The organism is Stakelama pacifica (genome assembly GCF_004361835.1).
GTDB classification, from domain to species: domain Bacteria; phylum Pseudomonadota; class Alphaproteobacteria; order Sphingomonadales; family Sphingomonadaceae; genus Sphingomonas; species Sphingomonas pacifica.
Map to the genome: position 1 here is coordinate 499541 of NZ_SNWD01000002.1, position 14374 is coordinate 513914.

Here is a 14374-nt window from a genome sequence, read left to right on the forward strand (position 1 = left end):
GGCTCTCTTGATGTGCTCCTGACGCCGGGCGGCGGTTCGCCCGGCCCAATCCAGGGGCCGATCCTTGACCGTTCAACCGATCCGATCCGAGGCGAAGTCACGCGGCGCGCGGATGCTGCGCACCGCGCTCGGGCCGTCGATCGTCACCTGGCTCGACGACCCAGCCGTCATCGAAGTCATGCTCAACCCGGACGGCCGGTTGTGGGTCGATCGGCTCGGAGAAGGCATCAGCGACACCGGCGAGCTGCTGAGCGCGGCCGACGGCGAACGCATCGTCCGCTTGGTCGCGCACCATGTCGGCGTCGAGGTTCACGCCCGATCCCCGCGCGTTTCGGCCGAGCTGCCGGAAGGAGGCGAGCGGTTCGAGGGGCTCTTGCCCCCGGTAGTGGCCGCGCCTGCCTTCGCGATTCGCAAACCTGCCGTCGCGGTATTCATGCTCGACGATTATGCGGCGGCCGGCATCATGTCGGCAGCTCACGCTGAGGCGCTGCGGCACGGTGTCGAAACCCGCGACAACATCCTCGTCGCGGGTGGGACCGGCAGCGGCAAGACCACGCTGGTCAATGCGCTGTTGGCCGAAGTCGCCAAGACCACCGACCGCATCGTCCTGATCGAAGACACGCGCGAGCTGCAATGCGCCGCGCCCAACCTCGTCGCCATGCGGACCAAGGACGGCGTCGTCTCGCTGTCAGATCTCGTCCGGTCCTCTCTGCGGCTGCGCCCGGATCGCATCCCCATCGGCGAGGTGCGCGGCGCGGAGGCGCTCGATCTCCTCAAAGCCTGGGGCACCGGCCACCCCGGCGGCATCGGCACGATCCATGCCGGCACGGCGCTCGGGGCCCTCCGCCGCATGGAGCAGCTCATTCAGGAGGCCGTCATCACGGTCCCCCGCGCTCTGCTGGCCGAGACCATCGACCTCATCGCCGTGCTGGTCCGCGACGGACACGGCCGCCGCCTCGCCGAGCTGACCCGTGTCGAAGGGCTCGACCCCGTCACCGGCGACTACCGCGTCATCTCGCTTTCCCAACCCCAGCCAGGAGACCTGCCATGATCCATGCCATCCGGCGTGGCGCACGCCGCGCCATGCTTACCGCCACCGCCAGCGTGATCGTGCTGACCTTCGCCGTCCCGGCTCATGCGGGCGGATCGTCGATGCCGTGGGAAGCCCCGCTCCAGTCGATCCTTGAATCCATCGAGGGGCCGGTGGCGAAGATCGTCGCGGTCATCATCATCATCGTGACCGGCCTGACGCTGGCGTTCGGCGATACGAGCGGCGGCTTCCGTCGGCTGATCCAGATCGTGTTCGGCCTGTCGATCGCGTTCGCGGCCAGTTCCTTCTTCCTGTCGTTCTTCAGCTTCGGCGGCGGGGCGCTGGTCTGATGGAGAGCGCGGAGCCGATCGCGGGTTTCTATGCCCCCGTCCACCGGGCGCTGACCGAGCCGATCTTGCTCGGCGGCGCTCCGCGCTCGCTCGCTATCGTGAACGGCACGCTGGCCGGTGCGATCGGCCTCGGCCTGCGCCTCTGGATCGCTGGCCTCGTCATCTGGGCGATCGGCCATGCCCTGTCAGTCTGGGCGGCGCGCCGTGACCCGCAATTCGTGGACGTGGCCCGCCGCCACCTCCGCTACCCGAGCTGGATGCAGCCATGATGAGCTTGCGCGAATACCGCAACAAGGCGGCACACCTTGCCGACTTCCTGCCCTGGGCCGCGCTGGTCGGCGAAGGCGTCGTGCTCAACAAGGACGGTTCGTTCCAGCGCACTGCGCGCTTCCGGGGACCGGACCTTGATTCGGCGACGCCCGCCGAGCTGGTCGCCACCACCGCTCGGCTCAACAACTCACTGCGCCGCTTGGGCTCGGGCTGGGCGATCTTCGTCGAGGCGCGGCGAGCGCCCGCGCTCGACTACCCGGACGCCGAATTTCCCGATCCCGTGTCGGCGCTGATCGACATGGAGCGGCGCGAACAGTTCCGTGAGGAAGGCGCGCATTTCGAGAGCGCCTATTATCTGACACTGCTGTGGATGCCGCCCGCCGAGGAAGCCGCGCGCGCCGAAGGCTGGCTCTATGAGGGTCGTTCAACCAGCGGCGTCGATTCGTGGGAGTTGCTCAAGGGCTTCAACGATCGCAGCAATCGCGTGCTGAACCTGGTCGAAGGCTTCGTGCCCGAAGTGCGCTGGCTCGATGACGCCGAGACGCTCACCTACCTTCATTCCACCGTCTCGACACGCCGCCAGCGCGTGCGGGTGCCGGAAACGCCAATGCACCTCGACGCGCTGTTGGCCGACGAGCCGCTCACCGGCGGGCTCGAACCGAAGCTTGGCGACCATCACCTCCGCACGCTGACGATCACGGGATTTCCGAGCGTCACCTTCCCCGGCCTGCTCGACGAGCTGAACCGGCTCGCGTTCGAGTATCGCTGGGCGACGCGGGCGATCATGCTCGACAAGACCGACGCGACCAAACTGCTGACCCGCATCCGTCGCCAGTGGTTCGCCAAGCGCAAGTCGGTCGCGGCCATCCTGAAGGAGGTGATGACCAACGAGGCGAGCACGCTGCTCGACAGCGACGCCTCGAACAAGGCCGCCGACGCCGACACCGCCTTGCAGGAGCTGGGCGCCGACTATGCCGGGATGGCCTATGTCACCGCGACGGTGACGGTATGGGACCGTGATCCGGCCATCGCCGCCGAGAAGCTGCGGCTGGTAGAGAAGGTCATCCAGGGCCGCGACTTCACGTGTCTTCCCGAAGGGATGAACGCGATCGAGGCATGGCTGGGGAGTCTTCCCGGCCACACCTACGCCAACGTCCGCCAGCCCCCGATTTCCACCATCAATCTCGCCCACCTGATCCCCCTGTCAGCGGTATGGGCGGGGCCGGAACGGGACGATCATTTCGGTGCTCCCCCCTTGCTCTACGGCAAGACCGAAGGCTCGACCCCGTTCCGGTTTTCCCTTCACGTCGGCGACGTCGGCCACACGCTGATCGTCGGCCCGACCGGCGCCGGCAAATCGGTGCTGCTCGCGCTGATGGCGATGCAGTTTCGCCGCTATGAGAATGCCCAGGTCTTCGCGTTCGACTTCGGCGGCAGCATCCGCGCCGCCGCGATCGGCATGGGCGGCGACTGGCAGGATCTCGGCGGGATGCTCGCCGACGAGGCCGGCGACGGCGTCCAGCTCCAGCCGCTTGCCCGCATCGACGATCCGGCAGAACGCGCCTGGGCGGCCGAATGGCTGGCGGCGATCCTCGCGTCCGAAGGCGTCGCGGTCGATCCCCAGGCCAAGGAGCATATTTGGTCGGCACTCGGCTCGTTGGCATCGGCGCCGATCAGCGAACGCACGCTCACGGGGCTGGCCGTCCTGTTGCAGAGCCAGCAGCTCAAGCAGGCGCTCGCACCGTATTGCATCGGCGGGACATGGGGCCGGCTGCTCGACGCCGAGGCCGAACGCATCGGCGAGGCCAATGCGCAAGCCTACGAGACCGAGGGTCTGGTCGGCGCCGGATCGGCCGCGGCGGTCCTGTCTTATCTGTTCCACCGCATCGGCGATCGGCTCGACGGCTCGCCCACGCTCATCATCATTGATGAGGGCTGGCTGGTCCTAGACAGCCCCGACTTCGTCGCGCAGCTCCGCGAATGGCTGAAGACCCTGCGCAAGAAGAACGCCAGCGTCGTCTTCGCAACGCAGAGCCTCGCCGACATCGAGACGTCGAGCATCGCGCCGGCCATCATCGAGAGCTGCCCGACGCGCATCTTCCTGCCGAACGAGCGCGCGGCCGAGCCGCAGATCGCCGTCATTTACGAGCGGTTCGGTCTCAACGCCCGCCAGATCGAAATCCTCAGCCGGGCGACGCCCAAGCGGGATTACTACTGCCAATCGCGGCGCGGCAACCGGCTGTTCGAGTTAGGGCTGGGCGAGGTCGCGTTGGCCTTCGCCGCCGCTTCTTCCAAGACCGATCAGCTCCGCATCGCCGAGTTGGTCGAGACCCACGGCCGCGAGCGCTTCGCCGCCGAATGGCTGCGCCATTGCGGCTGTGCCTGGGCGGTCGAGCTTCTTCCCCCCAGCCAGCAGGAGTTACCGTTATGAAGACCGCTATCCTGCGCCGTGCCATCCTGGCCGGCGCCATCGCCACCTCGAGCATGATCGGCATCACCGCCGCCACACCGGCGCACGCTCAGTTCGGCGGGATCGTTTATGACCCGACCAACTATGCGCAGAACGTGCTGACGGCCGCGCGGTCGCTCCAGCAGGTCAACAACCAGATTCAGCAAATCCAGCAGCAGGCGACGAGCCTGATGAACGAGGCGCGCAATCTGGCATCGCTGCCGTTCAGTTCACTCCAGCGATTGCAGCAACAGGTGCAGCGCACCCAGCAACTTCTCGGCGAAGCGCAGCGCATCGCCTACGACGTGCAGAACGTCCAGCAGGTGTTCAACGGCCGCTACAAGGGCGCGGCGCTCACCGGCACCCACGCGCAGATGGTCGCCAACGCCAACGCGCGCTGGGAGGATAGCGTCGGCGCGTTCGAGGACGCGCTGCGCGTTCAGGCGGGCGTGGTCGGCAACATCGAAGGCGCGCGCACGACGATGGATGGCCTGGTCTCATCCAGCCAGTCAGCAACCGGCGCGCTCCAGGCCGCACAGGCGGGCAATCAGCTTCTCGCGCTGCAATCGCAGCAACTCGCGGACCTGACGGCGTTGCTCGCGGCGCAGGGCCGGGCGCAGGCGCTGGATTCTGCGCGCAACGCGGCGGTCGAGGCCGAAAGCCGCGAACGGCGACGCCGCTTCCTGACGCGATCCACCGGCTACCAGCCGGGCAACGCTAGCATGTTCCACGACTGAACCGATGGACACCAAGCTCCTCGCGCGCATCGGCGCCATCATCTTCATCGCCATCGCGATCACGATGACCGCGATCGAGATGAACCGCGCACCTAAGCCCGCGCGCGACGAGCCGGCGGCCGTCGCCGACACCCCGGCGACGGCCGACCCGCTGCTGATCGAGCTGCGCCGCTGTCAGTCGCTTGGGCAAGCCGGCGCGAGCGATTCCGACTGCCTGCGCGCCTGGGCCGAGAACCGCCGCCAGTTCCTGGCGCCCAGCGCACGCCCTGCCGCCCGCATCGCCGAAGACGCTTCGGCACAGGAGAACTGACATGGGCGGCACCGGCGTCGTCGATCGCTTTCTGGATGTCTTCACCCGCTACATCGACAGCGGGTTCGGCCTGCTCGGCGGCGAGGTGGCGTTCATCGCCACCACCCTGATCGTCATCGACGTGACTTTGGCCGCGCTGTTCTGGACGTGGGGTGAAGGCGACGACATCATCGCGCGGCTCATCAAGAAGACCCTCTTCGTCGGTATCTTCGCCTACATCATCGGCAACTGGAACAGCCTGGCGCGGATCGTCTTCGAGAGCTTTGCCGGCCTCGGCCTGAAAGCATCCGGCACCGGCTTCACCGCCGCCGAGCTGCTACAGCCGGGGCGCGTCGCCCAAGTCGGTCTCGAAGCTGGCGAACCCATCCTTCAGTCGATCTCCGACCTGATGGGCTGGGTCGCGTTCTTCGAAAACTTCATCCAGATCGCGGTGCTGCTGTTCGCCTGGGTGCTTGTCATCCTCGCTTTCTTCATTCTGTCGATCCAGCTTTTCATCACCTTGATCGAGTTCAAACTGGCGACGCTCGCCGGCTTCGTGCTCATCCCGTTCGGCCTGTTCGGCAAGACCGCCTTCATGGCCGAGCGCGTGCTGGGGCTGGTCATCTCGTCGGGCGTCAAAGTGCTGGTGCTTGCCGTCATAGTCGGCATCGGCTCAACTCTGTTCGATGAGTTCCGCGCCGGCTTCGGCGGCGCGCAGCCGAGCATCGAGGACGCGATGGCCGTCGCGCTCGCCTCGCTCTGCCTGCTTGGACTCGGCATCTTCGGCCCTTCGATCGCCAACGGCATCGTATCCGGCGGCCCTGCGCTGGGCGCCGGTGCGGCAGCGGGCACCGCGCTTGCTGCCGGCGGTGCGCTGGCCGGCGGCGCAGCCGCCGCCCGTCTCGGCGCCGGCGTGGCAGTGGGGGCGATCGGCGGTGCAGCCCGAGGCGCGGCCTTTACGTCCGGCGCCGCCAACAGCGCCTATGCCCTAGGCTCCGCGGGAAAGACCGGCGCGGGCGCGGCAGCGGGCGGCGTGGCAGGCGTCGGCAAAGCCGCCGTCGGCGCTGCCATATCGCCGCTGCGCAAGGCCGCCGCCTCGCTCAAGGACAGCTACCGCTCGGGCGGTCGCGCGGCGGTCACCGCCACCGGCGGCACCATCTCGGGCGGCGCACCGGCGCCATCAACGGAGGCGTCGGGCGGCCCGCCTGCCTGGGCCGCCGCGATGAAACGCCGCCAGACCATGACCCACGGCGCGACGGTCGCCGCCCACACGCTGCGCTCCGGCGATGGCGGGGGCAGCGGCGCATCGGTCGATGTCAGCCAGAAGGATTGATCCATGTTTCGACGCCCGAATATCCGCTACGGCCAAACTCCCGAACCGACGACCCCATACCAGCGCGCAGCGCAGGTCTGGGATGACCGGATCGGCTCATCCCGCGTCCAGGCAAAGAACTGGCGGTTCGCCTTCTTCGGCGCGCTCGCTCTCTCGGGCGGCCTGGCCGGCGGCCTCGTCTGGCAATCGGCGCGCGGGCACATCGTCCCCTGGGTGGTGCAGGTCGATCGACTCGGTGAGGCGCAGGCCGTCGCTCCCGCCGAAGCCGGCTATCGCCCGACCGATCCACAGGTAGCGTTCCACCTCGCTCGCTTCATCGAGCAGGTCAGGAGCATCCCGGCCGATCCGGTCATCGTCCGCCAGAATTGGCTGCGCGCCTACGACTTCACGACCGACAAAGGCGCACTGTTCCTCAACGACTACGCGCGCGCCAACGACCCCTTCGCCAATGTCGGCCGGGCTCAGGTCGCGGTGGACGTGTCGAGCGTGATCCGGGCCTCGCCCGACAGCTTCCGCGTCGCCTGGACCGAGCGCCGCTATCAGGATGGCAGCCTCGCCGCCACCGAGCGTTGGTCGGCGATCCTCACCGTCGTCGTGCAGCCGCCGCGCACGCCCGACGCCCTGCGCAAGAATCCGCTCGGCGTCTTCGTCAATGCCCTCAACTGGTCGAAGGAGCTGTCGCAATGACCGCCAGTCCGTTCCGCCGCGCCGCATCGGCGGTGCTGCTCGTCTCCGCTTCCGCGCTCGCCGGCTGCGCCACCACATCAGCGAAGCCGCCCGTTATCGCCTATGACGATCCGCCGGCCGAAATCGCCGCGACTCCCATGCCGGAGCGCCCGCACGCCGTCGAGGTGGTGACGATCCCCGAGCCGTTGCCGCTGCCCGGCCAGTTGAAGCCCGTGACGGACGCGCGCCGCGCTGCGGAGCCGGCCGATCCCCGCCAGCGCGTCGGCGCGGCCAACGCCGCCGCTCGCGTGCAGCCGGTGCGTGATGGATTCCTCAACGCCATCCAGCAATATCCGTGGACCGATGGCGCGCTCTATCAGGTCTATACCGCGCCCGGCCAGGTAACGGACATCGCCTTGCAGGAGGGCGAGCAACTCGTCGGGCCCGGGCCGGTCGCGGCCGGCGACACCGTGCGCTGGATCATCGGCGACACGGTGAGCGGCAGCGGCCCCACGGCGCGCGTGCATATCTTGGCAAAGCCGACCCGGCCCGACCTTTCCACGAACCTCGTCATTAACACCGACCGGCGCACCTATCATCTGGAGCTGCGTGCGACGGCCGCGACCTACATGGCGTCGGTGAGCTGGACCTATCCGCAGGACACGCTAATCGCCTTGCAGGGCCGCAATGCGGCCGCCGCAGCCGTTGCGCCGGTGGCGACCGGCGTCGACGTATCGGCGCTCAACTTTCGCTATGGGATCGAGGGCGACCACGCACCGTGGCGTCCGGCCCGCGCTTTCGACGATGGCCGGCAGGTGTTCATCGAGTTTCCTCACCAGATATCGCAGGGCGAGATGCCGCCGCTGTTCGTGACCGGCGCGGCCGGCAACGCCGAGCTGGTCAATTACCGCGTGCATGGCCGCTACATGGTGGTCGATCGCCTGTTTGCCGCCGCCGAGCTGCGCCTGGGCGATCGGCGCAGCGAGCAGCGCGTTCGCATCGTGCGCGTCGATGGACGGCGGGGGCGGCCGTGAGCGAGCCCGTAGACACTCCGGCCACCGCGCCCGCCGCGCTGCATTCCGATCCTCAAGCCTTCCAGCTTCGCGGAGATCCGCCGCGCGTGATGCGCCTGTCGCGTAAGGCGCTCGCAGTCGTGGGTGTCGCCGCCGGCCTTGGGATCGGCAGCTCACTGATCTATGCGCTGCGCCCGCCCAGCGAGAAAGCCGCGCAGGAACTCTATAACACCGACAGCCGCGCCACCGCCGAGACCATCACGTCCGGGCCGCGCGACTACGCGCAGGCGCCCCGGCTCGGCCCGCCGCTGCCCGGCGACCTCGGCGGACCGATCGTGGCGGCGCAGCAGCGCGGCGAGAATGTGCCAGTGCCTCCGGTCGGCACGCAACCAGGTCAACCCGATCCCCGCGTTCAGGCCGCCGAGACCGCCCGCCAGCGTGCGCAGCAAGAGCGCGACGCGGCGCGCACCAGCTCGGTCTTCCTCGGCAGCAGCGGGGGTTCGGCGTCATCAGCGGCCCCGGCTTCCCCCGGTCTCGCAGCGCCGAACCAGGGGCCTCCGGTGACGGCCGATGCAGCGGCGCAAAGCGACCAGGCCGCCAAGCGCGCCTTCATGGCGCAGGCGTCCAACCAGCGCACGGTCAGCGCCGAGCGGCTGACGGCGCCGACGTCGCCCAACATCGTGCAGGCCGGAAGCATCATCCCGGCCGCGCTCATCACCGGCGTCCGTTCGGACCTCCCCGGCCAGATCACCGCCCAGGTGACAGCCAATGTCTATGACAGCCCGACGGGTCGCATCCTGCTCATCCCACAGGGCGCGCGGCTGATCGGCGAGTATGACAGCGAGATCGCCGCCGGGCAGACCCGCGTGCTGCTCGCCTGGGATCGGCTCATCATGCCGGACGGCCGCTCGATCGTTCTCGAGCGCCAGCCCGGCGCGGACGGAACGGGGTTCGCCGGCCTACAGGACCGCGTGAACCAGCACTGGGGCAATCTCCTAAGGGCGGCGGCCGTCTCGACGCTTCTCGGCGTAGGCGCCGAGCTGGGTGCGGACAGCGAGGACGACCTGACCCGTGCCCTCCGGCGAGGCTCGCAAGATACCATCAACCAGACCGGCCAGCAGATCGTGCGGCGGCAGCTCAATGTGCAGCCAACGCTCACCATCCGGCCGGGGCATCCACTGCGCGTGGTCCTGACGCGCGACCTCGTGCTCGAACCGATCGGAGCAACGCGATGACGAAGTTGAAGCTGGGGCCGCTGGCCGACGACCGACCCGTCAAGCTGACGGTAGAACTGCCCGCGACTGTTCACCGCGATCTTGTCGCCTATGCCGCCGCGCTCGCGACCGAAACAGGCGGGGAAGCCGTAGCTCCCGAGAAACTCGTCGCGCCGATGCTGGCGAAGTTCATGGCGAGCGATCGAGGGTTTTCACGACGTCGGGGCGCCGCAAAGGACTGAGCCGGCGCGTTGCCGTCAGTTTCCCAAGAACCGCTTGCGGCGTTCCTGCGCGTCGACCTTGATGATCGCTTCTTCGGCGGTGGCGCATTCGCCGCCCCGCACCGAGCCATCACGACATCCGGCGACGACTTGCCGCGCTTCGTCGATATGCGCGATGAAATACTGCGTGCCGCGCGCCTCGCTGGGCGCCGCAGCGATGGGCGAAGGGATGACGACGGGCGCTGTCTGCTGCGTCGGCGCGATCGCCGGCCGCAGGACAAATCCACCCGCGAAGCCGACGAGCAAAGTTACGAGCACGATGATGATTGTCTTGCTTTGGGGCATGCGGCAGCTCCAAGAATTGGACATCTAATTTACTAGAATCACGGTAGGAAATCAAAAGGCAGCGCATGGCGTTTCGTGATGAATCCAAGAAACCGTCGCAGGGCTGGATTGCCGTTGTCCTCTCGCCAGTAGCCCGAATAGCCGACCAGCGCTGGTCCTTGCTCGCCGTGGATCGGTCGATAGATTACGTCGGGATAGTGAGCGCCCGTCGAACCCTCGCAAACGATACTCACTCCGCATCCACCGCCAAGAATACTTAGGATGGTTTCGCGGCTGGATTGTCGCAGCCGAATGTCCGGACTTGCGCTCGACACCGACAATCGCCCTAGCAGGATGTCGCGCATCTCCGGGCCGGGATCGGCGGCGGGCAACAGGAAGCGCTCGCCTCGGAGGTCGGTCCAGTGAACTACGTTGCGTTCGGCGAACGGATGTGAGGCCGGGAGTGCAACCAACATCCGCTCGCTCCACAGCGGTTGGCAACGAAAGCCATTATGTCCCATCGCGCCCATCAGGATGGTCATATCGATCTCACCCGCGCTGAGGCCCGCGAGAAGCACAGCGCGATCGGCTTCCACGCAGTCAACCTCGACCTCTGGATGGGTCGCACGCCAACCCATCATCGTCGCTCGGAGATTGCCAGCTGAGACCGAGCTATTATGACCGAGCCTCAGACCACCGGCCCGACCTTGGCCAGCGGCCCGCATCATCGCCACGAGGTGGTCAGCGCTGGCGATCATCGGTCGAATGCCGCGAAGGAATACTTTACCCGCCAACGTCGGGGTGACTCCCGAGCGCGAGCGTTCGAAAATCGGCGTCCCGACCGCCCGCTCTAGCTTCAGGATATTCCTGCTGAGCGTCGATTGCTCGATGTCGAGGGCGCGGGCCGCCCGGTAGAAGCTTCCATGATCCGCTGCCGCAACGGCATAGCGAAGTTGGCGGATATCAAACGGCACGTTCCTTTGTTACCTCCCAAAGATTGCCGATCCCGCATTGGAGAAACCCGCGTTCGCTGCGCCCCCGTGCATGAACGGCAAGCTTCGCGTGGGAGAACCGGTCAAGGTGAGTATGGCGTTCGCAACCGCGGGCGCGATCGGCGGCACGCCGGGTTCGCCCATGCCGGACGGCCGGTTGGTGGATGGAATGATGTACGTCTCGACTGCAGGCATCTCGTTCATGCGCAGGACTGGGTAGGAATCGAAGTTGGTTTCCTGGACGATGCCATCCTTGAGCGTGACGGCGCCGTAGAGCGCGGCCGAGAGGCCGAAGCCGATCCCCCCTTCCGTCTGTGCGGCGATCAGATCAGGCGAGATGGCTATGCCGCAGTCGACGACCGCGAAGACGCGTCGCACAATGGGCCATCCCTCGCTCATGCGCACTTCGGCGATCTGACCGACAATGGTGCCGAAAGCCTCATGTATGGCGAGACCTCGCGCCCAGCCAGCTTCGAGCGGCTTGCCCCAACCCGCCTTGCTACACAGCATGTCAAGCACCGCTACGTGCCGAGTTGCGCCTGCCTTCTGATATAATGAGCGTCGGTATGCTGCCGGATCGCGGCCGGCACGCCGGGCGAGCTGATCGACGATATGCTCCATTACCATGCCGGTGTGGGAGTGGCCGACAGAGCGCCAGAATGAGACCGGCACCGGAAAACTCGGGCTGAAGACCTTGCCATCGACGGTCGACGCGGTCGAGAAATAAGGCGAATCCGTAATGCCCTCGATCGCCTGCTGATTTCCACCAATCGGCATCAGCGGCTGGCAAACGGTATGAATGCGCCAACGCGCCGGGAAACCATCGGCGCCAAGTTGGATCCAGGCACGGTGATGCGACATGGGCCGAAAGTAGCCGGACATCATTTCATCTTCCCGAGTCCAGATCAGCTTGACGGGGCGGCCTTCTGTCCGCTTCGCAATCCGCACGCTCTCGATGACATAATCCGACGCCATGAGGCCGCGACGGCCGAATGATCCTCCCGCCGGCACTACTTCGATATCGACCTTTCCGGGGATCGTCAGGGCGACCCGCGCCGCCTGCACCTGATCGACGATGGGGAGATGGGCGCCCGATGTGATCGAGACATTCCAGCCGTCTACCTTGGCCACGCAGTCAAGCGTCTCCATCGGTGCATGGGCAAGATAGGGAAAGTCGAACGCGAATTCGACCACGTCGCCCGTGAACGGAGCTTCTGGGTTTTCACCCTTGGTCCCAAAGTCGCTCGGATCGACATCGCCGCGTCCCGTGGCGATGTCGTGATAATAGCGGAGGAGTTCGGGCGTCGAGCGCTTCTCCGCCTCGCTATCGTCCCATTCGATGCGAAGTGCGTCGCGCCCCAGCTTCGCCGCGAAGGTCGATTCCGCCACTACCGCAACCCCGGTTTCGATCGCGAAGGCATCGACCACGCCCTTGATCTTTCGAGCGTCAGACGCATCATACCGCGCAAGCTTGCCGCCAAAGCGGGGGCTGTGCGCAACCATTCCGACCAGCATGCCGGGACGCTGGATGTCCTGCGTATAGACTTGGGCTCCCGTGCTTTTCGGCTGGCTGTCCTTACGGCGCACCCGATCGGTGCCGATCAGTCGGTAGTCCTTGGCTTGCTTCAGGGCCGGCGATTGCGGCGGGGTGTGGCGCGAAGCATCGGCAAGCAGGTCTGCGAAGCTCGCGGAGCGGTTCGAGGCCGGATGCGACACTACTCCATCCCGGACTTCGATCAGTCGACGCGGGACCTTCCAGCGAAGGGCTGCCGCATCGACGAACATGGCGCGGGCGGCGGCGCCCGCATTGCGCATGGCATCCCAGTTCGACGCGATGGAGTTCGACCCGGCAGTGCCCTGAACGCCATAGGCGCGGAAATTGCTCCGGGAATCGATGACACGCACCCGGTCCCAGTCCGCGTCGAGCTCTTCGGCGACGATCGCGGCAATGCCGGCATGGATGCCTTGCCCCAGTTCCTGCTGCTTGTTGACGATCGTCACCCACCCATCGGGCGTGATGCGGATGAACGATCCGAAGGCGCTCGGCTCGGGATCGGGGCCGCCGCCGCTCAAGATCGCGCCGCCGACCTGCATCGGATGCGTTGCCGTATAACCGACGACCAACGCGCCGCCGATCAGTGAGCCGCCTAGAATCATTCGGCGGCGCGTCATGCGAAAACCACGCTTTGCGCCTTGTACATCGGTCACGCTGGTCTCCTTTTGCGATGTCGCTGGCTCAGGCCGGGCATTTCGCACCGGTATCGAGCCAGGCCTTGATCAGCGCGGCAAACTCAGCCTGTGTGCCCGGCGCGGGCGTGCGCTCGCCGCCTGGGTGCCAGGCCCAACCGACCAGTTCGTCTTCGGCCAGGTGATGAAGCAGTTCCTCGCGGCCCATATGCGCGCGCGCCGGGTCCAGTATCTGCCGACAGATTTCGCCGAGTGTCTTGCCCTGCCAGGCCATCCCAATCGGCGCGAGTTTCCATTTGGGATTGCCCGGCACGCCCGATGGCTCGAAGTTCTCGTCATGATGGCAGGTCGAGCAGCGCAAGGTTGGCTCACCGCCGCCATCCGGGCCGCGGGCGACCCAAGGGGTGTGCGGACGCATGGCGTCGGTTTGCGTCGGACGGTCGGTCCGCGGATGGCAGTTCATGCAGCGCGGATGCTGGATCACGCGGCCCGCTTCCTCGAATAGCGCGAGCGATCGCGCCTGCGGGTCCGCAATGCTCGCGAACGCGGCGACAGGGCGCAGGTGAGCGATCTCGATCCGCGGATGACTGGCGGGAAGCGACTGTGCCTGCGGCAGCGGCTGGGGACGCAGGACGATTGCCGACACGAGGACGATGGCTGCGACGATCAGCGCCAGTATGGGTAAGCAGCCGAAGCGTCGACGCCTGCTCAGTCCGGAGGAACGTCGCCATCTCACGACCGGCCGGACCCAAGCACGCCGGCGGCATCATGAATCGCGGCGCGGATGCGGTTGTAGGTGGCGCAGCGGCAGATGTTGCCGCTCATGGCGATATCGACGTCGTCGTCGGTCGGCGCTGGAATCGCGCGGAGCAGCGCCACCGCGCTCATGACCTGACCTGACTGGCAGAAGCCACATTGCGGCACGTCGCGTGCAATCCAGGCGTCCTGGATCGCCTTGGTCTCCGCACCCTCCACAGCTTCGATCGTCACGATCTGCGCTGAGGCCACGGCCTCCAGCGCAAGGGAGCATGATCGCATCGGCTGACCATCAACATGCACGGTGCAGGCGCCGCACTGCGCAACGCCGCAGCCATATTTCGTACCCGTCAGTTTCAGCGTATCTCGAAGCACCCAGAGAAGGGGAGTCTGGCCGTCCTCGTCGATGCTATGGACCTGGCCGTTGACTGAAAGGGAATATGGCATGGGCTAAGCCTGGGGAGCATTGATCATGCCGCCGAAAGTATGCGGATCCGGTAAGGCAGAGAACGCCGGATCCTTCAGATAACATGCCTATTTCTG

Annotated in this window: 16 protein-coding genes; 11 read left to right on the forward strand and 5 right to left on the reverse strand. The window is 66.8% G+C overall.

Annotated features, from left to right (window positions below; all coding sequences use genetic code 11):
• Positions 1-112: 112 nt before the first annotated feature.
• The 11 genes from trbB to EV664_RS05605 are packed head-to-tail and all read left to right on the forward strand — an operon-like array spanning position 113 to position 9593.
• Positions 113-1051 (forward strand): P-type conjugative transfer ATPase TrbB, encoded by a 939-nt coding sequence (gene trbB, locus EV664_RS05555; protein ID WP_188656373.1) that lies wholly within the window; start codon positions 113-115, stop codon positions 1049-1051.
• The gene (locus EV664_RS05560; RefSeq protein WP_133494662.1) at positions 1048-1380 is read left to right on the forward strand and encodes a TrbC/VirB2 family type IV secretion system protein; all 333 of its coding nucleotides are present in this window, start codon (positions 1048-1050) and stop codon (positions 1378-1380) included. The genes trbB and EV664_RS05560 overlap by 4 nt, the downstream gene beginning before the upstream one ends.
• Positions 1380-1649, forward strand: coding sequence for a VirB3 family type IV secretion system protein (locus EV664_RS05565; protein ID WP_133494663.1), 270 nt, complete (start codon positions 1380-1382; stop codon positions 1647-1649). The genes EV664_RS05560 and EV664_RS05565 overlap by 1 nt, the downstream gene beginning before the upstream one ends.
• Positions 1646-4081 (forward strand): conjugal transfer protein TrbE, encoded by a 2436-nt coding sequence (gene trbE / locus EV664_RS05570; protein WP_133494664.1) that lies wholly within the window; start codon positions 1646-1648, stop codon positions 4079-4081. The genes EV664_RS05565 and trbE overlap by 4 nt, the downstream gene beginning before the upstream one ends.
• Positions 4078-4836, forward strand: a complete 759-nt coding sequence (trbJ, locus tag EV664_RS05575; protein ID WP_133494665.1) for a P-type conjugative transfer protein TrbJ — start codon at positions 4078-4080, stop codon at positions 4834-4836. Before trbE ends, trbJ begins: the two co-directional genes overlap by 4 nt.
• A 4-nt stretch (positions 4837-4840) precedes the next feature.
• Positions 4841-5146 carry a putative entry exclusion protein TrbK-alt gene (gene trbK-alt / locus EV664_RS05580; RefSeq protein WP_133494666.1) on the forward strand — a complete coding sequence of 102 codons (306 nt, stop codon included), beginning with the start codon at positions 4841-4843 and terminating at the stop codon, positions 5144-5146.
• A 1-nt stretch (position 5147) separates the two neighbouring features.
• A complete protein-coding gene (trbL, locus tag EV664_RS05585) occupies positions 5148-6458 on the forward strand; it encodes a P-type conjugative transfer protein TrbL (protein WP_133494667.1) in 1311 nt (436 codons plus the stop codon).
• A gap of 3 nt (positions 6459-6461) precedes the next feature.
• Positions 6462-7145, forward strand: coding sequence for a conjugal transfer protein TrbF (gene trbF / locus EV664_RS05590; protein WP_036526086.1), 684 nt, complete (start codon positions 6462-6464; stop codon positions 7143-7145).
• The gene (gene trbG, locus EV664_RS05595; protein ID WP_133494668.1) at positions 7142-8158 is read left to right on the forward strand and encodes a P-type conjugative transfer protein TrbG; all 1017 of its coding nucleotides are present in this window, start codon (positions 7142-7144) and stop codon (positions 8156-8158) included. Before trbF ends, trbG begins: the two co-directional genes overlap by 4 nt.
• Complete coding sequence (locus EV664_RS05600; protein ID WP_133494669.1) at positions 8155-9372, forward strand: TraB/TrbI/VirB10 family type IV secretion system protein; 1218 nt, start codon at positions 8155-8157, stop codon at positions 9370-9372. Before trbG ends, EV664_RS05600 begins: the two co-directional genes overlap by 4 nt.
• On the forward strand, positions 9369-9593 hold the full coding sequence (locus EV664_RS05605; protein ID WP_133494670.1) for a DUF2274 domain-containing protein: 225 nt from the start codon (positions 9369-9371) through the stop codon (positions 9591-9593). The genes EV664_RS05600 and EV664_RS05605 overlap by 4 nt, the downstream gene beginning before the upstream one ends.
• Positions 9594-9608: 15 nt before the next feature.
• Here the strand turns inward: EV664_RS05605 and EV664_RS05610 are convergent, their stop codons facing one another.
• From EV664_RS05610 to EV664_RS05630, 5 genes are all read right to left on the reverse strand, one after another.
• Positions 9609-9878, reverse strand: coding sequence for a hypothetical protein (locus tag EV664_RS05610; protein WP_373287483.1), 270 nt, complete (start codon positions 9876-9878; stop codon positions 9609-9611).
• Positions 9879-9955: 77 nt separating this feature from the next.
• Positions 9956-10870 (reverse strand): LysR family transcriptional regulator, encoded by a 915-nt coding sequence (locus EV664_RS05615; protein WP_133494672.1) that lies wholly within the window; start codon positions 10868-10870, stop codon positions 9956-9958.
• A gap of 9 nt (positions 10871-10879) precedes the next feature.
• Positions 10880-13060 carry a xanthine dehydrogenase family protein molybdopterin-binding subunit gene (locus EV664_RS05620; RefSeq protein WP_211338467.1) on the reverse strand — a complete coding sequence of 727 codons (2181 nt, stop codon included), beginning with the start codon at positions 13058-13060 and terminating at the stop codon, positions 10880-10882.
• Between the two features lie 64 nt (positions 13061-13124).
• The gene (locus EV664_RS05625) at positions 13125-13721 is read right to left on the reverse strand and encodes an Isoquinoline 1-oxidoreductase subunit (RefSeq protein ID WP_202902847.1); all 597 of its coding nucleotides are present in this window, start codon (positions 13719-13721) and stop codon (positions 13125-13127) included.
• Positions 13722-13807: 86 nt separating this feature from the next.
• The gene (locus EV664_RS05630) at positions 13808-14278 is read right to left on the reverse strand and encodes a (2Fe-2S)-binding protein (RefSeq protein WP_036526094.1); all 471 of its coding nucleotides are present in this window, start codon (positions 14276-14278) and stop codon (positions 13808-13810) included.
• Positions 14279-14374: the final 96 nt, after the last annotated feature.

Coding starts and splice junctions, on each gene's coding strand:
- trbB (WP_188656373.1), top strand. CDS start 113: ATGCTGCGCACCGCGCTCGGGCCGTCGATCGTCACCTGGCTCGACGAC.
- EV664_RS05560 (WP_133494662.1), top strand. CDS start 1,048: ATGATCCATGCCATCCGGCGTGGCGCACGCCGCGCCATGCTTACCGCC.
- EV664_RS05565 (WP_133494663.1), top strand. CDS start 1,380: ATGGAGAGCGCGGAGCCGATCGCGGGTTTCTATGCCCCCGTCCACCGG.
- trbE (WP_133494664.1), top strand. CDS start 1,646: ATGATGAGCTTGCGCGAATACCGCAACAAGGCGGCACACCTTGCCGAC.
- trbJ (WP_133494665.1), top strand. CDS start 4,078: ATGAAGACCGCTATCCTGCGCCGTGCCATCCTGGCCGGCGCCATCGCC.
- trbK-alt (WP_133494666.1), top strand. CDS start 4,841: ATGGACACCAAGCTCCTCGCGCGCATCGGCGCCATCATCTTCATCGCC.
- trbL (WP_133494667.1), top strand. CDS start 5,148: ATGGGCGGCACCGGCGTCGTCGATCGCTTTCTGGATGTCTTCACCCGC.
- trbF (WP_036526086.1), top strand. CDS start 6,462: ATGTTTCGACGCCCGAATATCCGCTACGGCCAAACTCCCGAACCGACG.
- trbG (WP_133494668.1), top strand. CDS start 7,142: ATGACCGCCAGTCCGTTCCGCCGCGCCGCATCGGCGGTGCTGCTCGTC.
- EV664_RS05605 (WP_133494670.1), top strand. CDS start 9,369: ATGACGAAGTTGAAGCTGGGGCCGCTGGCCGACGACCGACCCGTCAAG.
- EV664_RS05620 (WP_211338467.1), bottom strand. CDS start 13,060: ATGACGCGCCGCCGAATGATTCTAGGCGGCTCACTGATCGGCGGCGCG.
- EV664_RS05630 (WP_036526094.1), bottom strand. CDS start 14,278: ATGCCATATTCCCTTTCAGTCAACGGCCAGGTCCATAGCATCGACGAG.